The sequence below is a fragment of the Streptomyces atratus genome, from assembly GCF_014648655.1.
In the GTDB taxonomy this organism is placed as follows: Bacteria; Actinomycetota; Actinomycetes; order Streptomycetales; family Streptomycetaceae; genus Streptomyces; species Streptomyces atratus.
The window spans coordinates 38,756-61,030 of sequence record NZ_BMRN01000001.1; the positions used below are offsets into that span (position 1 = coordinate 38,756).

12 protein-coding genes are annotated in these 22,275 nt (G+C 69.5%); 8 read left to right on the forward strand and 4 right to left on the reverse strand.

Going from position 1 to position 22,275, the window contains the following annotated elements; all coding sequences use genetic code 11:
* Positions 1-6: 6 nt before the first annotated feature.
* Positions 7-1,464, reverse strand: coding sequence for a Na+/H+ antiporter NhaC family protein (locus IEZ15_RS00155; RefSeq protein WP_189273197.1), 1,458 nt, complete (start codon positions 1,462-1,464; stop codon positions 7-9).
* 198 nt (positions 1,465-1,662) lie between these two features.
* Here IEZ15_RS00155 and IEZ15_RS00160 point away from each other — a divergent pair, with 198 nt between their 5' ends.
* A complete protein-coding gene (locus tag IEZ15_RS00160; protein ID WP_189273199.1) occupies positions 1,663-2,196 on the forward strand; it encodes a helix-turn-helix domain-containing protein in 534 nt (177 codons plus the stop codon).
* 265 nt (positions 2,197-2,461) lie between these two features.
* Entirely contained in the window at positions 2,462-3,484 is a 1,023-nt protein-coding gene (locus tag IEZ15_RS00165) for an alcohol dehydrogenase (protein WP_189273201.1), read from the forward strand.
* Positions 3,485-3,516: 32 nt separating this feature from the next.
* Here IEZ15_RS00165 and IEZ15_RS00170 read toward each other — a convergent pair whose 3' ends face one another.
* Entirely contained in the window at positions 3,517-5,127 is a 1,611-nt protein-coding gene (locus IEZ15_RS00170) for an MFS transporter (protein WP_373302468.1), read from the reverse strand.
* A gap of 137 nt (positions 5,128-5,264) precedes the next feature.
* Here IEZ15_RS00170 and IEZ15_RS00175 point away from each other — a divergent pair, with 137 nt between their 5' ends.
* Together IEZ15_RS00175 and IEZ15_RS00180 are read left to right on the forward strand one after the other, a co-directional pair.
* Positions 5,265-6,179: a TetR/AcrR family transcriptional regulator C-terminal domain-containing protein gene (locus tag IEZ15_RS00175; protein ID WP_114246747.1), complete on the forward strand. Its 915-nt coding sequence runs from the start codon at positions 5,265-5,267 to the stop codon at positions 6,177-6,179.
* 162 nt (positions 6,180-6,341) lie between these two features.
* Positions 6,342-8,369 carry a M4 family metallopeptidase gene (locus IEZ15_RS00180; protein WP_114246746.1) on the forward strand — a complete coding sequence of 676 codons (2,028 nt, stop codon included), beginning with the start codon at positions 6,342-6,344 and terminating at the stop codon, positions 8,367-8,369.
* Between the two features lie 257 nt (positions 8,370-8,626).
* Here IEZ15_RS00180 and glgP read toward each other — a convergent pair whose 3' ends face one another.
* Positions 8,627-11,230 (reverse strand): alpha-glucan family phosphorylase, encoded by a 2,604-nt coding sequence (gene glgP / locus IEZ15_RS00185; protein WP_189273204.1) that lies wholly within the window; start codon positions 11,228-11,230, stop codon positions 8,627-8,629.
* A gap of 739 nt (positions 11,231-11,969) precedes the next feature.
* Here glgP and IEZ15_RS00190 point away from each other — a divergent pair.
* From IEZ15_RS00190 to glgB, 4 genes are all read left to right on the forward strand, one after another.
* Positions 11,970-14,018, forward strand: coding sequence for an alpha-1,4-glucan--maltose-1-phosphate maltosyltransferase (locus tag IEZ15_RS00190; protein ID WP_189273206.1), 2,049 nt, complete (start codon positions 11,970-11,972; stop codon positions 14,016-14,018).
* Positions 14,015-15,721 (forward strand): maltose alpha-D-glucosyltransferase, encoded by a 1,707-nt coding sequence (gene treS, locus IEZ15_RS00195; RefSeq protein WP_114246744.1) that lies wholly within the window; start codon positions 14,015-14,017, stop codon positions 15,719-15,721. The genes IEZ15_RS00190 and treS overlap by 4 nt, the downstream gene beginning before the upstream one ends.
* A gap of 238 nt (positions 15,722-15,959) precedes the next feature.
* The gene (locus tag IEZ15_RS00200) at positions 15,960-17,360 is read left to right on the forward strand and encodes a maltokinase N-terminal cap-like domain-containing protein (protein ID WP_189273208.1); all 1,401 of its coding nucleotides are present in this window, start codon (positions 15,960-15,962) and stop codon (positions 17,358-17,360) included.
* A 225-nt stretch (positions 17,361-17,585) separates the two neighbouring features.
* Positions 17,586-20,021 (forward strand): 1,4-alpha-glucan branching enzyme, encoded by a 2,436-nt coding sequence (gene glgB, locus IEZ15_RS00205; RefSeq protein ID WP_189273211.1) that lies wholly within the window; start codon positions 17,586-17,588, stop codon positions 20,019-20,021.
* On the opposite strand, the gene IEZ15_RS00210 is transcribed toward glgB, so the two are convergent.
* Positions 19,978-22,203 carry a HelD family protein gene (locus tag IEZ15_RS00210; protein WP_189273213.1) on the reverse strand — a complete coding sequence of 742 codons (2,226 nt, stop codon included), beginning with the start codon at positions 22,201-22,203 and terminating at the stop codon, positions 19,978-19,980. The two genes, glgB and IEZ15_RS00210, sit on opposite strands and share 44 nt — an antisense overlap.
* Positions 22,204-22,275: the final 72 nt, after the last annotated feature.

Below are 22,275 nucleotides of genomic sequence, written 5' to 3' on the forward strand. Positions count from 1 at the left end.
TGTTTCTCAGACCGCGGCCGGCACGGGCTCGGGTCGCTTCAGTTCGACACCGTCCGCGCCCTCGAAGCGGCGGCCCCAACCGGTTGCGGCCGCCACGACCATGACGACGGTGAGGACGAGCGGGTAGAGCATCGCGACGAAGATCTCCGTCGTGGCCAAGGCAGGAACGCCCTTGATCCCGGTCGTGAGCTGCGCGCCGATGAACAGATAGGCGCTGAGGACGGGGACGATGGAGGCGATCCCCATCGCGAAGCAGTCCATGACGACCGCTCGGCGGTAGGGGTGCAGGCCGACGCGGTCGCCGATCTCACTGGCGACCGGGCCGAACGTGAGCATCGCAGCCGAGTTCACGCCGCCGAACAGCAGCGTGGTGAACGAGATCCCGATGCCGATCGCGAACTCCGCACCGCGCGGGGTGCTGGACAGGCGGCTGTTGGTGAGGGCGCTCACGAGCCAGTCGAGGATGCCCGCCTCGGTGAGTACGCCCATGATGCCGAACACGGTCACCACCAGAGCGATCACGCCGAGCATGTCGCCGATGCCGGAGACCAGGAATCCGGTCGGCGCCCCGTCGGTGACGCCGATGATGCCCTCAGGGGTCAGCAGGCCCGAGGCGAGGCCGGTGACGATCCCTGATACCAGCCCGACCGTGACCGCCTTGAAGATGTCGCGGGTGAGCAGCGCCACGGTGAGCATGAGCGCGACGGGGATGAGCATCACGAGGGCGAGCGGGTCTGCGGCCTGCTCCAGCAGCTCCTGCGAGTGGGCGTGGTCGCTCGACCGGCCCGACGACCCCAGCAGAAAGAATCCGGCGGCCGCGAAGCCTGCCGCGGTGAAGGCGAAGCGAGCGCGGTTGCGGACGACTCCGGCGATATCGGCGGTGCCGGCCTTGCGACGGAACGTCTGCGTTGAGGAGGAGATAACCGTCGTGTCGGAGATCGGGGCGACATTGTCTCCGAAGATCGCCCCGGAGATGATCGCGGCGGCGAGGAACGCCGGCTCGGCGCCGAGGAGTACGCCGGCCGGATAGAAGATCGGGAACGCCGTGAACATCGTCCCGATGGACGACGCCGTAGCCATCGAGATGATGCACACCGCGACGAACGCGAACAGTGTGAAGGTGCCTCCGTCGACGCCGAGGAGCTCGGCGAGCCACACGAACCCGCCGGAGACGTTGGTCTCCTTGATCAGGGCGGACATCAGCCCCACGCAGAACAGGATCAACACGATCGTGACCGCGGTGGACGATCCGATCCCCTTCGTCACTGCGGACCAGTACGACGCATACGACTTGGCGAGCAGCGCGCCGACGAGCAGCGCGACAACACCTCCCGCGGCGAGCGCAGTCATGTCGAACGTCTTGAACACGACGAAGAAGAGCACGCAGAACGCGAGGAACACGACGACCGGCAGGAACGCCAGTGCCCTTCCTCCGCGGAAGGCCAGATGCTTGTCGGCGCTCATGGCGGTGAACCTCTCCACAACATTGGGGACAGCACAGCAGGCGTGTACTTATTTACGTGTGTACACAAAAGTGCACGAAGCTTCGACTGTCAACCGTTGACTCCCAGGGAAAACGTGCTAACGGCCCCAGGAATCGCACGCCCCATGTACACGAGTGTGCACAATGCTGCGCACGGCTCAGCTAGGCTGAACGCCGTGATGGGAGACCAACTACGCACGCTGCGGACGGAGGCGGGGCTCAGCCTGCGCGACCTCGCGGCGCAGACCGGCCTGTCGGCGACCCTGCTCAGCCAGGTGGAGCGAGGCGCCCGCGAGCCGAGCCTCAAGACCCTCCGCGCCTTGAGCACGGTCTTCGGCCCATCGACCGCCTCGCTGTTCCATGAGCAAGCCCCGCTCACAGCTCACCACAGCCGCCCCGGCGAACGCTCCCGCCTGCTCATGCCGAAGGGCCTCGTGCAGTACGAACGCCTGACCCCGAGCAACGGCCAGCTCGAGGTTCTGCTCGGCACGCTCGAACCGGGCCAGGCATCCAGCGACGAGCAGTGGGGCCATGTCGCGGTCGAGTGCGCCTATGTCATCACCGGCACCGTCACGGTGCACGTTGCCGACCAGCGTTTCGAGGTGCAGGCGGGTGAGGCGGTGACCTTCGACGCCACACGGCCTCACCGCTACACGAACAGCGGAAGAGAGACGGCGACCTACCTGACGTCGGTGACACCACCCACGCCATAGCGGACACCGCAAGGGCCCCGGGGCCCCGACGCCCGCCGAAACGGCATCCGCGCACACCGTCCGCAGGACTGATGGCCAACGATCACGAGGAACCCACAAGGGTGCGACAGGGAGGGCGTGGGGCCTCGATTCCGGCGTGTACGTCCCGGGCCCGCCCCTCGGACGGGTCACGAAAGTCCCGCCTGCGCCACTCGGCGCGCGCGATCGGGCCGGAGCTGGTCTGCTGATTCCGGGGGCCGTCCACCCGTACTCCGGAGAGATCCAGATGAGCGTCTACCGAGCCGCGCAGGTCACCGCCGCCGGCGGTCCGTTCGAGATCGTCGAGCGCGAGGTGCCGCAGCCGGGCCCCTGTCACGTACGGGTGGCCGTGGATGCCTGCGGGGTCTGCCACAGCGACTCCCTCTTCGTGGACGACGCGGTTCCGGGCGTACGGTTCCCGCTGGTCCCCGGGCATGAGATCGCTGGGCGGATCGAGGAGCTCGGTGAGGGAACGCAGAACGCCTGGCGGGTGGGCGACCGCGTGGCGGTGGGCTGGTTCGGCGGCAGCTGTGGCCACTGCACACCCTGCAGGCAGGGCGACTTCGTCGTGTGCCGGAACCTGAAGGTCCCCGGATGGGCGTACGACGGGGGCTACGCCGAGACGGTGATCGCACCGTCGGACGCCCTGGCCCGGATCCCCGACGCACTGGCGGCGACCGATGCGGCGCCCATGGCCTGCGCGGGAGTGACCACGTACAACGGGCTGCGGCGCAGCTCCGCCCGGCCGGGTGACCTGGTCGCCGTGCTGGGCATCGGCGGGCTCGGCCACCTGGGGGTGCAGTACGCGGCCGCGATGGGCTACGAGACCGTGGCCATCGCCCGCGGAGCCGCCAAGGCCGACTTCGCCGAGGAACTCGGCGCGCACCACTACATCGACAGCACCGGGGACACCTCCGTCGCGGACGCGCTGCAGGCCCTCGGCGGCGCCAGGGTCGTCCTGGCCACCGCCGCCAACTCCGGGGCCATCACGGCGACCGTGGAAGGGCTCGCCCCCCGCGGTGAGCTGGTGGTCATCGGCGCGGACCCCGAGCCGCTGGGAATCAGCCCGACTCAGCTGCTCATGAGCGGCAAGGTCGTCCGGGGCCACCCGTCAGGCACCGCGCAGGACGTACAGGACACCATGGCGTTCAGCGCCCTGCACGGAATCCGCCCGATGATCGAGACCGTGCCGCTGGACGGGGCCACCGAGGCGTACCGGAAAATGATGTCCGGTGCCGCCCGCTTCCGGATGGTACTCACCACCCGCTGACGCACCCGGCTCCGCACGGGGGTGGCGGCACTTCACCGCGGCCGTCGCTTCTCCTCGGTACGGGCACCGCTGCCCGCTCCGTCGGCCGGTACGGAGCCCGTGCCCCGGAGCAGGGCGACGGAGAGAACGGCGGCACCGGCCATCGCGACGGCGGCACCGGCCGCGGCCATGTTCATGCTGTGGGTGAAGGCCCGGAACGCAGTGGAGAGCACCGTTTCCCGCAGCTGGTACGGAAGCTGCCGGGCCACCGCGACCGCGCCTGACAGGGTCTCCCGCGCGGCGTCGGGCACAGCGGGCACCGTACCGCTCATGCCCCCGCCGTACACGGCTGCGCCGACCGAACCGAGCAGCGCCATCCCCAGGGCGCCACCGAGTTCCTGACCCGATTCGAGGACCGCGGCAGCGGAGCCCGCGCGCTCGGGCGGTGCGGCGCCGAGGGCGAGTTCATTGGCGAGCGTCATCGCGGAGACCAGCCCGCCCGCGTAGACGGCGGACCCGGCGAGTGTCATCCACAGCGGCGATTGGGTCCCGATCCGGGTGAGCGAGAGGAAGCCCGCGGCGGAGACGAGGAACCCGCCGCCCATCACGTATCCGCGGTCGAACCGCCGGGCGAGCGCACCGCCCGCCGGGGCACAGACCACGACGCCGAGTGAGGGCACGAGGCTCCACATCGCCGCCTCGAAGGGGCTCTTGCCGAGGACGGACTGCACGTACTGGGAGAAGAACGCCGCGAATCCGACCGTTGCCGCCATGGCCAGCAGGTTGACGAGGACCGATCCTCCGAAGGCGCGGCGGCGCAGGAGTGCGAGGTCGACCATCGGGTGGACGAGGCGGGCCTGCCGACGGAGGAAGACGAAACCCAGGGCGAGTCCTGCGGTGATGCCGAGAGCCGGCAGGGGCTGGTATCCGTGCTTGGCGACCTCCTTGATGCCGTGGATCAGTGGCAGCAGCGCGGCGAGCGAGAGCACCGCGCTCAGGATGTCGAACCGGCCCTCGGCGGGGGTCCTGGACTCCGGCAGCAGCAGCGGTGCGAGGACGAGCAGCAGTGCCATCGCGGGCAGGTTGACGAGGAAGACGGCGCCCCACCAGAAGTGTTCGAGGAGGGCGCCGCTGACGACCGGGCCGACGGAGATGCCGGTGGCCATCACGGTCGTCCACAGGGCGACCGCCCTGGCCCGCTGCCGCGGGTCGTGGAAGAGGTTGCGGACGAGGGCGAGGGTGGACGGCATCAGGCAGGCGCCGCCCACGCCGAGGAGCGCCCGGGCGGCGATAAGTGCCCCTGGGGACTGGGCGTAGGCGGCGGCGACCGAGGCCGCGGCGAAGAGGACCGTGCCGGTGATCAGTACGGTCCGGCGGCCGATGCGGTCGCCGAGTGCGCCCGTGGTGATGAGCAGTCCGGCGAGGACGAAACCGTAGATGTCCAGGATCCACAGCTGCTGGGTGGAGCCGGGTTCGAGGTCCGCGCCGATGGCCGGCAGGGCGTAGAAGAGGATGGAGACATCCATCGAGACGAAGAGCAGCGGCAGCATCAGCACGCCGAGCGCGGTCCATTCACGGCGTCCGGCACGCGGGGCGGCGGGCTCCGGTGCGCCGGTGCCGGAGGCGGGTACGGGTGGTACCGGAAGGTGCGGTCCTGAAGTCATGCCGGGAGCACAGCAGTTGCTCCGCGTACACCGCAAACACTGCCGTAGTGCACCTCCCGGCCGGCCCCATGTGCCCTGCGGAATTCCCTGCGTTGACCGGGCGTACGCCGTTCCGGGTGCACTAGTACAGTGCAGGCGTGCCGACCGAACCGCCCTACCTCAGGATCGCCGGTGAAATCCGTCGCCGGATCGTCTCCGGTGAGCTCGCCCCGGGCGACCGGGTGCCCGCCACGCGTGCGATCGTCCTGGAGTGGGGTGTCGCCATGGCGACCGCCACCAAGGCACTGTCGGTGCTGCGCGGCGAAGGTCTCGTACGGGCGGTGCCGGGTGTCGGCACGGTCGTCGTCGAGCGTCGCGCTCCGGGGCTCGCCGGCCCGGGGAGCGGCCCCACCCTGAGCCGTGGGCGCATTGTGCGTGCCGCCATCGAACTGGCCGACGCCGAGGGGCTGCCCGCGGTGTCCATGCGCCGGGTCGCGACCACACTGTCCACCTCCACCATGGCGCTGTACCGCCATGTGCCGGGCAAGGCCGAGCTGGTGCGGCTGATGTCGGACGAGGTCTTCGGTGAACGCCCGCTGGGCACCGTGCCCCGCGACTGGCGGTCCGGGCTGGAAGTCGCCGCACGGTGGCTCCGGTCGGTGTACGGGCGCCATCCGTGGATGGCTCAGGCCACGGCTTCCTTCACCCGGCCGACGGCGTCCCCGCACGCGATGCGGTACACGGAGTGGGTGCTGCACGCCCTGAGGGGCACCGGGCTCTCGCCGCACACGATGCTGCACATCCATCTCACGCTGTTCGCCCATGTCCAGGGACTGGCCATGGGCGCCGACTCGGAGGCACAGGCGCGGCAGGACACCGGGCTGTCCGACGTGGAGTGGAGGGTAAGAAATGAGCCACAGTTCAATGCCATCTCGGCCAGTGGTGACTACCCGTTCCTCAACTCGCTGTTCGAACACGATGAATTCGAGCTCGACCTGGACTCACTCTTCGAATTCGGGCTTCAAAGGACGCTGGACGGCATCGCGATGATGATCGGCGAAACGTCCGCTTAACGAACACGACCTTTCCGGCAACGGACGACTTCCGGCCAACTTGTTGACGCGGTCCTGACAGGACCGTCTTCCGGCTGACACTCTTCACCCCGTTCCGCGCACTTCTCGTACTTCCCGTCGGCTCACCCTGCCGCCGGTACCCCCCTCGCAGAAGGAGTCCGCGTGAGATCCACGCCCAGCCGTCGTGCCACCGCGACCGGCGCTCTGATAGCCGCAGCAGCCCTCCTCGCCGTCGGAGTCCAGACCGGTACGGCCACTGCCACTCCCGGCAGCGCCACAGCGGCAGCGACCGCCGGCGCCAACCGCGGCGCACTGGCCAAGCAGCTCACCCCGTCCCAGCGCGCCGAGCTCATCCGCGAGGCCGACGCGAGCAAGGCAGCCACGGCCAAGGAGCTCGGTCTCGGCTCTCAGGAGAAGCTCGTCGTCCGGGATGTCATCCAGGACAACGACGGCACCACGCACACCCGTTACGAGCGCACCTTCGCCGGGCTTCCGGTGCTCGGCGGCGACCTGGTCGTCCAGGAGACCAAGGCCGGCGCGACCGAGAGCGTCACCAAGGCGTCCAAGGTCAGCAGCGGTCAGCTGAAGGCCGTGGACACGACGGCCGATGTCGCGCCCGCCGTGGCCCAGAAGCAGGCGCTCGGACTCGCCAAGGCCGACGGCTCCAAGAAGACCGCGGCCGACCGGGCACCCCGCAAGGTGGTCTGGATGGCGCAGGGCAAGCCGCAGCTCGCCTACGAGACCGTCGTCGGCGGACTCCAGGAGGACGGTACCCCGAACGAGCTGCACGTCATCACGGACGCGTCCACCGGCGCGAAGCTGTACGAGTGGCAGGGTGTCGAGAACGGCACCGGCAACACCCAGTACAACGGCCAGGTCACCCTCGGCACCGCCCCGTCGTACACGCTGACCGACACGGGCCGCGGCAACCACAAGACCTACAACCTGAACCACGGGTCGTCCGGCACCGGGACGCTGTTCACCAACTCCACGGACGTGTGGGGCAACGGCAACCCGTCGAACGCCGAGACGGCCGCCGCGGACGCCCACTACGGCGCGGCCGAGACCTGGGACTACTACAAGAACGTGCACGGCCGCACCGGTATCCGCGGTGACGGTGTCGGCGCGTACTCCCGCGTCCACTACGGCAACGCCTACGTCAACGCCTTCTGGCAGGACAGCTGCTTCTGCATGACGTACGGCGACGGCGAGGGCAACCTCAAGCCGCTGACCTCGCTCGACGTGGCCGCGCACGAGATGTCGCACGGTGTCACCGCCGCCACCGCCAAGCTGGTCTACAGCGGCGAGTCCGGTGGCCTCAACGAGGCGACCAGCGACATCTTCGCCGCGGGCGTGGAGTTCTACTCCAACACCGCCGAGGACCCGGGCGACTACCTCGTCGGCGAGAAGATCGACATCAACGGCGACGGCACCCCGCTGCGCTACATGGACAAGCCGAGCAAGGACGGCGCGTCCAAGGACGCGTGGTACTCGGGCATCGGCAACATCGACGTCCACTACTCCTCGGGCCCGGCGAACCACTTCTTCTACCTGCTCTCCGAGGGCAGCGGCGCCAAGGTCATCAACGGGGTCTCCTACGACTCCCCGACCTCCGACGGCCTGCCGGTGACCGGCATCGGCCGTGCCAAGGCCGAGCAGATCTGGTTCAAGGCGCTCGCCACCAAGTTCACCTCCACCACCAACTACGCGGCGGCCCGCACCGGTACCCTCGCCGTGGCCGGTGAGCTGTACGGCACGACCAGTGCCGAGTACAAGGCGGTCGGCGATGCCTGGGCGGCCATCAACGTCGGCACCCGTGACGGCGGCAACCCGGACCCGGGCGGCAAGGTCTTCGAGAACAAGGCCACGGTCAACATCCCGGACGGCGGCGCGGCCGTCACCAGCTCGGTCAACGTCACCGGCGTCACGGGCAACGCGCCCAGCACCCTCAAGGTCGGCGTGGACATCACCCACACCTGGCGCGGTGACCTGGTCATCGATCTCGTCGCCCCGGACGGCACGGCCTACCGGCTGAAGAACTCCTCGATCTCCGACTCCGCGGACAACGTCCAGACGACCTACACGGTCAACGCCTCGTCCGAGGTGGCCAACGGCACCTGGAAGCTGAAGGTCCAGGACGTCTACTCGGGTGACACCGGCAAGATCAACAGCTTCAAGCTGACCTTCTGAACCCGGAGCCGGGTCCGACCCGGCACAGCCGCCCGGGAGGAGCGCACGCTCCTCCCGGGCGGTTTCCTGTTCGCGGCAGACACAGGTCGGCCGGGGTTGTCCGCGTGGGTCAGGGTCTCCCGGGCGACGAACAGGTTGTCGGACCCGGCGGGGGACGGCGATGCCCATCCGGTTGCGCAGGGCGTTGAAGCCGGTGTTGGGTTCGGACAACGAACGGGCCCGGCACCGCACAGGTGCCGGGCCCACAGGACGGTGCGTCAGCGCATCAGCAGACCCGCGCCGTCACCCATCGACTCCATGGGCAGTGCCACCAGGCCGAGTTCCGCGCTGGTCGCCAGCAGCGGATGGGCGGGAAGCACCCGGACCGTGTAGCCGTACGGCCCGGTGCGATCGAGGGCCAGCGGACCGTCGTACAGCCAGCGGCCCTCCAGGTCCTGGCCCCCGGCGGGCTTCAGCGGGAAGACCTGGGCGTCCGAGATCCCGTCGGCGGCGTCCACCCGGCCCGCCACCGCCTGCACCTCCACATCGGCCGGCTCCAGCACCCCGAGGGCGATCCGCACCCGCAGCACCAGCGTCGACCCCAGCTCGGCCGAGCCGCCCGCCGCATTGGGCGCCACGGCCTCCACGTGGTCGACGGCCACGCGCGGCCAGGCGGCGCGGACCCTGGCCTTCCAGTCGGCGAGCTGCCGGGCCGTGCCGGGATCCAGCGCACGCTGGGCGATCGCGGCGGGCGCGTACAGCCGCTCCACATACTCGGACACCATGCGATCTGCCAGAACCTTGGGCCCGAGGGTGCCCAGCGTGCGGCGGACCATCTCGATCCAGCGCTCGGGGAGCCCTTCGCCGCCCCGGTCGTAGAAGCGCGGCGCGACCCGGTCCTCGATCAACTCGTAGAGGGCGCCCGCCTCCAGATCATCACGGCGGTCCTCGTCCATGGCCAGACCGTCGGCCGTCGGGATCGCCCATCCGAAGTCCGGCTCGAACCACTCGTCCCACCAGCCGTCGAGGACCGAGAGATTGAGGCAGCCGTTGAGCGCGGCCTTCATGCCGCTCGTACCACAGGCCTCCAGGGGGCGCAGCGGGTTGTTGAGCCATACGTCGCAGCCCGGGTAGAGCTTCCGCGCCATGGCCATCCCGTAATCCGGCAGGAACACGATGCGATGACGCACCCGGGGATCGTCGGAGAACCGCACCAGCTCCCGCACCAGCCGCTTTCCGCCGTCGTCGGCGGGGTGGGCCTTGCCGGCGACGACGATCTGGATCGGGCGGGTCGGGTGGAGCAGCAGTTCCCTCAGCCGGTCGCGGTCGCGCAGCATCAGCGTCAACCGCTTGTACGAGGGCACTCGCCGGGCGAAGCCGATCGTCAGCACGTCCGGGTCCAGCACGCTGTCGATCCAGCCGAGTTCGGCCGCTTCCGCGCCCCGGATGCGCCATGAGGCGTAGAGCCGCTCGCGCACCTCGGTGACCAGTTGTCCGCGCAGGGCCCGCCGCAGGTCCCAGAGTTCCCGGTCCGGAACGTCGGCGGCGGAGTCCCAGCGTCCGGGCGTGCCGCCGTATCCCTTGCGCAGCCGGAGGATCTCGGGCGCGACCCAGGTGGGTGCATGGACCCCGTTGGTCACCGAGGTGATCGGCACCTCCGCGGCGTCGAAGCCCGGCCACAGCCCGGCGAACATCTCGCGGCTGACCGACCCGTGGAGGGTGGAGACCCCGTTGGCCCGCTGGGCGAGCCGCAGCCCCATAACCGCCATGTTGAAGACCTCGGGCTCGCCGCCGGGGTGGGTCTCCACGCCCAGTTGCAGGATGCGTTCGACACCCACTCCCGGGAGTTCGCCGTCGTCCCCGAAGTGCCGGGCGACGAGTTCGCGGTCGAACCGGTCGATCCCGGCGGGCACGGGCGTGTGGGTGGTGAAGACTGTGCCGGCCCGCACGGACTCCACCGCGGAGTCGAAGTCCAGCCCGGTGCCGGAGAGTTCACGGATGCGTTCGAGTCCGAGGAAGCCGGCGTGTCCCTCGTTGGTGTGGAACACCTCGGGCGCCGGATGCCCCGTGAGGCGGCAGTACGTCCGCACGGCCCGTACGCCGCCGATGCCGAGGAGCATCTCCTGCAGCAGCCGGTGCTCGCTGCCGCCGCCGTACAGCCGGTCGGTCACCTCGCGTTCGCCCGGCGCGTTCTCCTCCACGTCGGAGTCGAGCATCAGCAGCGGTACGCGTCCCACCTGGGCCTGCCAGATGTGGGCGTGCAGCGAACGGCCACCGGGAAGGGCGAGGACCACCCGGCTCGGGGTCCCGTCGGCTTCGCGGATCAGGGTCAGCGGCAACTCGTTCGGATCGAGTACGGGATAGTGCTCCTGCTGCCAGCCGTCGCGGGACAGGCTCTGGCGGAAGTAGCCGTGCCGGTAGAGCAGGCCGACCGCGATGAGTGGGACGCCCAGGTCGCTGGAGGCCTTGAGATGGTCGCCGGCGAGGATGCCGAGCCCGCCGGAGTACTGGGGCAGTGCGGCGGTCACACCGAACTCGGGCGAGAAGTAGGCAACGGCGGCCGGCAGCTCCGCTCCCTGGGCCAGCTGCTCCTGGTACCACCTGGGACCGTCCAGGTAGTCCCGGAGGTCTGCGGACACCTCGGCCAGCCGGCGCAGGAACTGCTCGTCCAGTGCCAGCTCGGCGAGTCGCCCCGCGGACACGGCACCGAGCAGCCGCACGGGGTCGCATTCTGCCGTCCGCCGGATCTCCGGGTCGACGGCCTGAAAGAGCTCACAGGTCTCGGTGTGCCAGGACCAGCGCAGATTGCGGGCGAGGTCACTGAGTGGTTGAAGGGGATCGGGGAGGACGGGACGCACGGTGAACCGACGAATGGCCTTCACGTATTCCACCTTTACAGGGGACCTGCGAATCCGAGGGGACGCACCACGGTGTGCGCCTCTCCGTCACCCTTGACGTTGACGGTGGGCCGTGCACCGCGGCCACGGCGCGCGACCGGCTCACAGCGCGTGCCGCCGGCCGGGTCGCCCGCCGGCGATTCCGCCCCGTGGCGATCTCCGCCCCGCCCGCCCCACCTCATCCGCATCCCGGGCCCCGGACGGCCGGTCCAGGCACATCCACCACATGGGTAATGGCCGATTCCATCACCTCGTTCGGTCTTGTGGCACTTCGCGCCAAGGAGAAAGCTGCCCAGTGGCGTCCGGAGGGGCGTCGGCGAGCCCCGGGCATGCGGGGCGGCGCTCGGCGCATTCAGGTCGTCACAGATACGCCCGAGTAGTTGACACACCACCGGATCGGTCCCCCGAGAAGCATGGGAAGGCTTCTCCGGTACACAGCCCGAGCCCATCCCGGGACCACGCGAATGCCGCCCGAATGCAGCGCGAATGCGAGGCACCTGCGGGACAGGTTTTCATCCGGTTTACATCCGCGCAACACATCCGCGCCCCAGCAGTTCGAGTGCCATTCGAGTGAATGCGGACAGGAGCGGCCATGCCCACACCCCGTCAGCCGTCAACGGAGCAGCTAGAAAGGACGGACCCCATCGGTCGCGGTGCGCGTATTTCGCCCTCCGCGGCCGCATCGTGCCCCGTTCAGCCCGAGCTCCAGTCCCCAGGTGATTCCATGATCGGTCGCATTCCCGTGCTCGACGTCCGTCCCCTCGTCGACTGCGGCAGAAGGCCCGCCAAGGCCGTTGCGGGAGAGACCTTCCAGGTCACCGCGACCGTCTTCCGCGAGGGCCATGACGCCGTCGCAGCCAATGCGGTCCTGCTGGATCCGAGCGGGCGTCCCGGTCCCTGGACGCCGATGCGCGAGCTCGCCCCTGGCACCGACCGCTGGGGCGCCGATGTCACCCCGGTCTCCGAGGGCCGCTGGACGTATACGGTCGAGGCCTGGAGCGACCCGGTCACCACCTGGCGACAGCACGCCCTGATCAAGATCCCGGCGGGGATCGACACCGCGCTCGTCCTGGCGGAGGGCGCCGAGCTGTACGAACGGGCCGCCGCGGGCGTACCCAAGCGGGACGGGCGCGAGGCGGTGCTGGACGCGGCCGACGCCCTGCGCGACGGGTCCCGCCCGGCCGCCGCCCGGCTCGCCGCGGCGCTGGTCCCCGAGGCGCAGGCCGCGCTCGCCCGTCACCCGCTGCGCGAACTGGTCACCGCGTCCCGCCCGCTTCCTCTGCTGGTCGAGCGCCGGCGGGCCCTGTTCGGCTCCTGGTACGAGCTGTTCCCCCGCTCGGAGGGCGCCAGGGTCGAACCGGCCGAACCGGCCAGGGCGAAGAAGGGCAGGGCGGGGAAGCCGGGAAAGGCTGCAAAACAGCCGGCGAGGATCATCAGCGGCACCTTCCGTACGGCTGCCGAGCGGCTTCCCGCGGTCGCCGCCATGGGTTTCGACGTCGTCTATCTCCCGCCCGTCCACCCCATCGGAACCACCCACCGCAAGGGCCCCAACAACTCGCTGTCCCCCGCTCCCCACGACGTGGGCGTGCCCTGGGCGATCGGCTCGGCCGAGGGCGGTCACGACGCGGTCCATCCCGAGCTGGGCACCCTCGACGACTTCGATCATTTCGTCGAGACCGCCCGCACCCTGCGCATGGAGATCGCGCTGGATTTCGCGCTCCAGTGTTCTCCCGACCATCCTTGGGTCGAGAAACACCCCGAGTGGTTCCACCATCGCGCCGACGGCACCATCGCCTACGCCGAGAATCCGCCGAAGAAATACCAGGACATCTATCCGATCGCCTTCGACAAGGATCTGCGCGGCCTGGTCAGGGAGACGTTGCGCATTCTGCGCTTCTGGATGGATCACGGGGTACGGATCTTCCGCGTCGACAATCCGCACACCAAGCCGGTGATCTTCTGGGAGAAGGTGATCGCCGATATCAACCGGACCGACCCGGATGTGATCTTCCTGGCCGAGGCATTCACCCGGCCCGCAATGATGAAGACGCTCGCCGTCATCGGCTTCCAGCAGTCGTACACGTATTTCACCTGGCGCAACACCCGGCAGGAAATCACCGAATACGTCACGGAGCTGTCGGGCGAATCCGCCTCCTGCATGCGGCCCAACTTCTTCGTGAACACCCCGGACATCCTGCCGGGTTACCTCCAGGAGGGGGGCCGGCCGGCCTTCGAGGCGCGGGCCGTTCTCGCCGCGACGCTCTCCCCGACCTGGGGCGTGTACGCGGGGTACGAGCTGTGCGAGAACACCCCGATCCGGCCCGGCAGCGAGGAGTACATCGACTCGGAGAAGTACGAAATCCGGCCCAGGGACTGGGAGTCGGCCGAGCGCGAGGGCCGTTCGCTGGCTCCGCTCATCACCTCGCTCAACCGCATCAGGCGCCGCCATCCGGCGTTGCAGCAGCTGCGCGATGTGCACTTCCACTCCGCGGACAACGACGCGTTGATCGCGTACAGCAAGCGTTCGGGTTCGAACATCGTTCTGGTGGTCGTCAACCTCGACCCGCACCACACCCAGGAGGCCACGGTCTCGTTGGACATGCCGCAACTCGGCCTCGACTGGCACGAGAGCGTGCCGGTGCGCGACGAGCTCACCGGCGACACCTATCACTGGGGCAGGACCTTCTATGTGCGTCTGGAGCCGGGCGTCACGCCCGCGCACATCGTCGTCCTGCGACCGTCCCCGCCGACCGGAGGGTCACCCACACCATGATCGTCAATGAGCCCGTCCACGACCTGTTCGAGGACACCCCGGCCAAGGACCGCGATCCCGACTGGTTCAAGCGCGCCGTTTTCTACGAGGTCCTCGTCCGGTCCTTCCAGGACTCCAACGGCGACGGCATCGGCGACCTCAAGGGCATCACCGCCAAGCTGGACTATCTGCAGTGGCTGGGCGTCGACTGCCTCTGGCTGCCGCCGTTCTTCAAGTCGCCGCTGCGCGACGGCGGCTACGACGTGTCCGACTACACCGCCGTGCTGCCGGAGTTCGGCGATCTGGCCGACTTCGTGGAGTTCGTCGACGCCGCGCACCAGCGCGGGATGCGCGTGATCATCGACTTCGTCATGAACCACACGAGCGATCAGCACGACTGGTTCCAGCAGTCCCGCACCGACCCGGAAGGGCCGTACGGCGACTACTACGTCTGGGCCGACGACGACAAGCAGTTCCCGGATGCCCGGATCATCTTCGTCGACACGGAGACGTCCAACTGGACCTTCGACCCGGTGCGCAAGCAGTACTACTGGCACCGGTTCTTCTCCCACCAGCCCGATCTCAACTACGAGAACCCGGCGGTGCAGGAGGAGATCATCTCCGCGCTGCGCTTCTGGCTGGACCTCGGCATCGACGGATTCCGTGTGGACGCCGTGCCGTATCTCTACCAGCGGGAGGGCACCAACTGCGAGAACCTCCCGGAGACGCACGACTTCCTCAAGCGGGTACGCAAGGAGATCGACGCGAACTACCCGGACACCGTGCTGCTCGCCGAGGCCAATCAGTGGCCGGAGGATGTCGTCGACTACTTCGGCGAGTTCCAGGCCGGCGGCGACGAGTGCCACATGGCGTTCCACTTCCCTGTGATGCCACGGATCTTCATGGCCGTCCGGCGCGAGAGCCGCTACCCGGTCTCCGAAATCCTGGCGAAGACACCGGCGATCCCGAAGAACTGTCAGTGGGGAATCTTCCTGCGCAACCACGACGAGCTCACCCTCGAAATGGTCACGGACGAAGAACGCGACTACATGTACGCGGAGTACGCCAAGGATCCACGGATGCGGGCCAACATCGGTATCCGCCGGCGGCTGGCACCCCTGCTGGACAACGACCGCAACCAGATCGAGCTGTTCACGGCGCTGCTGCTGTCCCTGCCCGGCTCCCCGATCCTCTACTACGGGGACGAGATCGGGATGGGCGACAACATCTGGCTGGGCGACCGGGATGCCGTACGCACTCCGATGCAGTGGACTCCCGACCGGAACGCCGGGTTCTCCTCCAGTGATCCCGGCCGGCTCTACCTCCCCACGATCATGGATCCGGTCTACGGCTACCAAGTCACCAATGTCGAGGCGGCGATGGCCTCCCCGTCGTCGCTGCTGCACTGGACGCGGCGGATGATCGAGATCCGTAAGCAGAACCACGCCTTCGGTCTCGGCTCGTTCAACGAACTGCCGTCGTCGAACCCCGCCGTGCTCGCCTTCACCCGGGAGCACGGTGACGATCTCGTGCTGTGCGTGCACAACTTCTCGCGGTTCGCGCAGCCGACGGAGCTGGACCTGCGGTCGTTCACCGGGCGTCATCCGGTGGAGCTGATCGGTGGGGTGCGCTTCCCCGCCATCGGTCAGTGGCCCTACCTGCTGACTCTCGCGGGACACGGGTTCTACTGGTTCCGGCTGCGCAAGGACGCGCCGCCGAGCTGACCCGGCGTCACTTCGCACCACCAACCGCGGGGCGGTTTCCGCCGCCCCGCACGGGGCACCCTCACCCGCATCGGACACTTCCGACCCCTTCAGGGTCCTATCTGGCGTTTCGATCCCTTCGAGTCGAGTCCGTACGGACCATCCTGACCCGACACGTCCCGCACAGCCGGACAGCTATTGCCGCAATCCGGGACACTCTTCGCATCCTGTGGTGTGCCCGGGGAAAGGACGCGATGCCATGTCGGAGGCTGCATCCACTCGGGTCGCCCTGGCTGACAGCACAACCCTGCTCCCGTCTCTCGCCCCCCTGCTGCACGAATGGCTGCCCCGGCAGCGGTGGTTCGCGGGCAAGGGCCGGCCGATCACCGCGTTCTCGCTGGTGTCGGCGACCGAGATGCTGCCGGTGGACACCTGTTCCGTCGGCGCCCGCACCGGGACCGGGCTGCTCCATCTGCTGGTCCGGGTCCACCAGCCCTCCATGCCCGCGCAGTCGCCGGACGACTGCTACCAACTGCTGCTCGGCGTAAGGTCCGCACTGCCGCCACGGCTGGCGCCCGCACTCATCGGCCATGTGGCCAAAGGACCGCTCGCCGGCCGCACCGTCTACGAGGGGCTGCACGACCCGCGCCTGGCCGAACTCCTGCTGGAACGGTTCCGTACCCCCGGCACCCTCGGCGCCCTGCGCTTCGACCGGGGCGGCACCCCCATCGCCGCGGGGCTGGCGCCGCGCGTGCTCGACACCGAGCAGTCCAACACCTCGCTCGTCTACGGCAATGCCTACATCCTCAAGATCTTCCGCCGGATCTTCCCGGGCACCAACCCCGATCTGGAGCTGCCGCTCGCGCTCGCGCGCGAGGGCTGCGGACGGGTGCCCGCCCCCGTCGCCTGGTTCGAAGCCACCGCCCCGGGGCCACTCACCCTCGGCGTCCTCCAGCCGTTCCTGCGCGGTGCGGAGGACGGCTGGCAGCTCGCCCTGCGGGCCCTCGCCTCGGGCCACGACTTCACCGTCGAGGCCCACGCGCTCGGCAGGGCCACCGCCGAGGTGCACACCGCGCTCGCCACTGCCCTGCCGACGCCCGCCCTGCGCCGCTCCCAGACCGAGCATCTCGCCGCCGCGATGGTGCAGCGGCTGGAAGCCGCCGCGCAGGCGGTACCGGCGCTCATGCCGTACGTCCCCGGGCTGCGTACCGCCTTCGACGCGGTGGCCGCGCTCGGTCACCGGGGTCACAACTGGGTGACACAGCGGGTCCACGGCGATCTCCATCTCGGCCAGACGCTGCGCGCGGCCGACGGTTTCTGGTCACTGATCGACTTCGAGGGCGAACCGGCCAGACCACTGCCCGAGCGCCGACGTCCGCAGCCACCGGTACGCGACATCGCCGGCATGCTCCGCTCCTTCGACTACGCGGCCCGCTCGCACCGCCCGTGGAACGCCGAGTGGGCGGCACACTGCCGGACCGCCTACTGCGAGGGGTACGCCAAGGCCTCGGGCGTCGACCCGCGCAGCGAACCGGAGCTCCTGCGCGCCCACGAGACCGACAAGGCGGTGTACGAGGTGCTGTACGAGGCACGGCACCGGCCCGACTGGCTTCCGGTTCCGATGGCCGCGATCCAGCGGCTGGCCGCCGTCGCCCGCTGACGGCCCCGGTGCCGTCGCCCGTCGGCGGACCCGCCGTCGTCGCTCCCGCACCACCGCCCGTCCCCGTCCCCCGCTGCTCCGCCCCGTCCGGCCCTGTTCCGCCCCGACAACACCCTGAAAGCACAGGTCAGAGCAGATGTGCAACGAACTCCGCCGCTACGCGGCTCCGCCCCAAGGACCCATTCCTCCCCGGGCTGAAGCCCGGGGCATCCTGGGAGAAATCCTGTGACCGCCCGCAAGCCGTCCCGCAAAGCGCCCGCCCCCACCGAGGTCCCCCAAGTCCCGCTGCTGACACCGGACGGGACGCTGCCCCCCGCGGCCCCGGCCGAGGTGGACACGCCGCCCTCCTCGGAACCGGCCGTCCCGGACGCTTCGGCCAAGCGGAAGAAACCTGCGGGCAAGCGAGCCGCCGGAACCGGTGACGGCGGCCCGTCGCCGCGTCCTCGCCGGGGCGCCGGCAGTCAGGGAGTACGCCAGGCGCGCCCCCTCGACGACGACGACCGGGCCCGGCTGCTCCACGGTGAGCACCATGCCCCGCACGACCTGCTCGGCGCCCACATGGTCCGCGGCGGTGTGACCTTCCGGGTGCTGCGCCCGTACGCGCGGTCCGTGACCGTGCTCGCCAAGGGGTTGCGGGCGCAGCTGCACGACGACGGCGACGGCCTCTTCTCCGGGCTGCTGCCGATGCCCTCACTCCCCGAGTACCAGCTCCTGGTCGCCTACGAGGACAACGAGATCGAGGTGCAGGATCCGTACCGTTTCCTGCCCGCGCTCGGCGATCTCGATCTGCATCTGATCGGCGAGGGACGCCACGAGGAGCTGTGGACCGCCCTCGGCGCTCAGCCCATGCAGCACCAGGGGGTCGCGGGGACCCGGTTCACCGTCTGGGCTCCCGACGCCCGCGGTGTGCGGGTCGTCGGGGACTTCAACTACTGGGACGGCAGCGGCTTCCCGATGCGTTCGCTCGGCTCCAGCGGGGTGTGGGAGCTGTTCCTGCCCGCGATCGGGGAGGGCGTGCTCTACAAGTTCGACATCTGCCGTCCGGACGGTTCGCACACCACACGCGCCGACCCGATGGCCCGCCGTACCGAAGTACCGCCCTCCACTGCCTCGATCGTGACGGCATCGCACCATGAGTGGCAGGACCAGGAGTGGATGGCGCACCGCGGGGACCTACCGGTGCACGAGGCGCCGTTCTCCGTGTACGAGGTGCATCTTCCGTCCTGGCGGCCGGGACTCACCTACCGTCAGCTGGCCTCACAACTCCCTGCGTACGTAAGGGATCTGGGGTTCACTCATGTGGAGATGATGCCGGTCTCCGAGCATCCCTTCGGCGGTTCCTGGGGCTATCAGGTCACCGGTTTCTACGCCCCGACGTCGCGCATGGGCACACCGGACGACTTCCGTTTCCTCGTCGACGCGCTGCACCGGGCCGGTATCGGCGTCATCGTCGACTGGGTGCCCGCGCACTTCCCGCGTGACGACTGGGCGCTCGCGGAGTTCGACGGCCGCCCGCTGTACGAGCACTCGGACCCGTCACGGGCGGCACATCCGGACTGGGGCACGCTGGAGTTCGACTACGGGCGCAAGGAGGTACGCAACTTCCTTGTCGCCAACGCCACTTACTGGTGCGAGGAGTTCCACATCGATGGGCTGCGGGTCGATGCCGTCGCCTCGATGCTCTATCTCGACTACTCGCGCGAGGACGGGGAATGGTCCCCGAACGAGCGCGGCGGCCGGGAGAACCTGGACGCCGTCGCCTTCCTCCAGGAGATGAACGCAACCGTCTACCGGCGCAATCCGGGCGTCGTCACCATCGCCGAGGAGTCCACCGCCTGGAACGGCGTCACCCGCGCCACCCACCACGTCGGCCCCGACGGCTTCGGCGGGCTCGGCTTCGGACTGAAGTGGAACATGGGCTGGATGCACGACTCCTTGCAGTACGTGTCGAAGGAGCCGGTGCACCGCAAGTACCACCACAACGAGATGACCTTCTCGATGGTGTACGCGTACAGCGAGAACTACGTCCTGCCGATCTCGCACGACGAGGTGGTGCACGGAAAGCAGGCGCTGGTCAGCAAGATGCCCGGCGACTGGTGGCAGCGGCGCGCCAACCACCGGGCGTACCTCGGCTTCATGTGGGCCCATCCCGGCAAGCAACTCCTCTTCATGGGGCAGGAGTTCGCCCAGGGCGCGGAGTGGTCGGAGGGGCACGGTCCGGACTGGTGGCTGCTCGACCCTTCGTACGAGGCGGAGAGCGACCACCGGGGCGTACGGGACCTGGTGCGTGAGCTGAACGCGGTGTACGCGGCGACACCGGCGCTGTGGCAACGGGACACCGTCCCCGAGGGTTTCGCCTGGGTCGACGGCACAGCCGCCGAGGACAATGTCTTCGCCTTCCTGCGTTTCGACGCGGACGGTGCGCCGCTGCTCGCGGCGTCGAACTTCTCGCCGGTGGTCCGCCACGAGTACCGGCTGGGCGTGCCGCCGTCCGTGTCCGCCTGGGCGGAGGTGCTCAACACGGACGCGGCACGGTACGGCGGCGGTGACGTCCTCAACCCGGATCCGCTGAAGCCGGAGTCCGTCGCCGCCCACGGTCACCGCACGAGCGTCCAGCTCACTCTGCCGCCGCTGGCGACGGTGTGGCTGAAGCCGGTGTGATGATCCCGAGCCGCTGGGTGGCCCGGGTCAGCGCCACATAGAGATCGTTGGCGGTCATCAGCGCGGGCGCGACGACGAGAACCGTGTCGAACTCCAGGCCCTTGGCCTGGCGCGGGTCGAGCAGGACGACGGGCCGGCGCAGATCCAGCGGCCCGTCGTCGAGCCCTGTGAGTTCCGCGTGGAGCTCGCGCGGGGCGATGACGGCGAGCCTGCCCTCCGCCGGGGCCTCGGCCTCGGCGAGCCCGGCCACGTCGGCGAGCGGCAAGGTGCGCTCCCAGGGCCGTGCACCGGTGGAGCGGATGGAGCGCGGGGGTTCGAAGGCGGGATCGGTGGCCCGGCGCCGCTCGGCCGCGTACTCCATGATCTCGGCGGGCGTACGGTAGTTGACCCCGAGCCGGGCCAACTGCCAGCGGCCTTGGACGTACGGCGCGAGGATCTCCTGCCACGAGTCGCAGCCTGCCAGGTCGCCGGTCTGGGCCGGGTCGCCGACCAGGGTCATCGAACGGGTCGGGCTGCGGCGCATCAGCAGCCGCCAGGCCATGGCCGACAGCTCCTGCGCCTCGTCGACGATGATGTGCCCGAACGCCCAGGTCCGGTCGGCGGCGGCGCGCTCGGCGGCGCTGCGGTGGTCGGCCTCCTCCTGACGCTCGGCGAACCGTTCGGCGTCGATGATGTCGTGCGCCGCGAGGACCTCGGAGGCATCCTCGTCGATGTCCTCCTTGTCCTCGAACTCGTAGGTTCGGGAGGCGTACGAGACGTCGAGGACGCCCTGCGCGTAGGCGATCCGGCGGGCCCGCTCGGCCTCGGCGGCGGCCCGGGCGGCGGAGTCGTCCGCACCGAGGAGCTCGGCGGCCTCGTCGAGGAGGGGCACGTCGGCAGGTGTCCAGGCAGCCTTCCTCGCGCGCCGGAGGAGCTCGGCGTCATCCTCGGCCAGATGCGTGGGCTCCTCCAGATAGCCGGCGAGGAACTCCTGCGGGGTGAGCGGGGGCCACAGGGAGGTGATGGCTGCGTGCACCTCCGCGCTGGCGGCGATGCCCTTGCCGAGCTGGGCGATGTCGTCGGGGCCGAGGAAATTCGGGCCGCCGTAGGGGTCGGCGCCGATGCGGTCGGCGAGCTGCGTGGTGAGATCGTCGATGATCCGGAAGGCGAAGGTGGGCAGGGCGAGATTGTGCGGAAGCCCGGTCTCACGGGCCTTGTGCCGCGCTTCGACTGCCATGCCCCAGTCGAGGATCAGCTCCCCGTCGTCGTGCGCGATGACGATCGGGTCGCCCTTCTCGGGCACCTGCTGCCGGTCCCGTACGGCCTCGGCCAGTACGGCGGCCATGTCCGCCCGGCCCTTGACGGCGGCGGCCGCGGGACTGTCGGTGCCGGTGGCGTGCACGCCGGGGAACAGTTCGCCGACCGTCGACAGCAGCACGCCGGTCTCACCGAGCGAGGGCAGCACTTCGCCGATGTAGCCGAGGAAGGCCGGGTTGGGCCCGACGATCAGCACGGCCCGCTTGGCGAGCTGCTCCCGGTGCGCGTACAGCAGATACGCGGCCCGGTGCAGCGCGACCGCGGTCTTCCCGGTGCCCGGCCCTCCCTCGACGACGAGCACCCCTCGCTGCGGGGCGCGGATGATGTGGTCCTGCTCGGCCTGGATGGTCGAGACGATGTCGCCCAGCCGGCCCGTGCGGGCGCTGTTCAGCGCGGCGAGCAGCACCTCGTCGGCGTCGTGCGACTCGTATCCGGTACGGGTGGTGTCGGCGAGATCCATGATCTCGTCGTGCAACCCGGTGACCGTGCGCCCCCGCGTGGTGATGTGCCTCCTGCGGCGCAGCCCCATCGGTTCATACCCGGTCGCGAGATAGAACGGCCGCGCGACGGGAGCCCGCCAGTCGATCAGCAACGGGGTCCGCTCGGCGTCGTCCCGCCGGATTCCGGTGCGCCCGATGTGGTACGTGACTCCGTCGTGCCTGTCGATCCGCCCGAAACAGAGTCCCGTGTCGGTGGCATTCAGCGCGGCGAGCGTGGCGGAGTGCTCGGCGACGCCGACATCGCGCTCCACTCGCGCCTGTCGACCGGTGCTGAGCTGCGCGATCGTTGCGCGCATGGCGGCTTCGGCCGCTACCCGGAGCTGGTCGAGCCGCTCGTGGGCGAGGGAGACGAATTGCTGTTCTTTCCGTATTTCCTCGGCAGACAATTCAGCACCTGACGCGATAGAGTAAACTTATTGAATTCTTCCGATTTCTGCGCGGTTCGCGCACACGGAACT

What these genes read in the sequence shown, in the direction of transcription:
- IEZ15_RS00155 (WP_189273197.1), bottom strand. Translation starts at nt 1,464, where the DNA reads ATGAGCGCCGACAAGCATCTGGCCTTCCGCGGAGGAAGGGCACTGGCG.
- IEZ15_RS00160 (WP_189273199.1), top strand. Translation starts at nt 1,663, where the DNA reads ATGGGAGACCAACTACGCACGCTGCGGACGGAGGCGGGGCTCAGCCTG.
- IEZ15_RS00165 (WP_189273201.1), top strand. Translation starts at nt 2,462, where the DNA reads ATGAGCGTCTACCGAGCCGCGCAGGTCACCGCCGCCGGCGGTCCGTTC.
- IEZ15_RS00170 (WP_373302468.1), bottom strand. Translation starts at nt 5,127, where the DNA reads ATGACTTCAGGACCGCACCTTCCGGTACCACCCGTACCCGCCTCCGGC.
- IEZ15_RS00190 (WP_189273206.1), top strand. Translation starts at nt 11,970, where the DNA reads ATGATCGGTCGCATTCCCGTGCTCGACGTCCGTCCCCTCGTCGACTGC.
- treS (WP_114246744.1), top strand. Translation starts at nt 14,015, where the DNA reads ATGATCGTCAATGAGCCCGTCCACGACCTGTTCGAGGACACCCCGGCC.
- IEZ15_RS00200 (WP_189273208.1), top strand. Translation starts at nt 15,960, where the DNA reads ATGTCGGAGGCTGCATCCACTCGGGTCGCCCTGGCTGACAGCACAACC.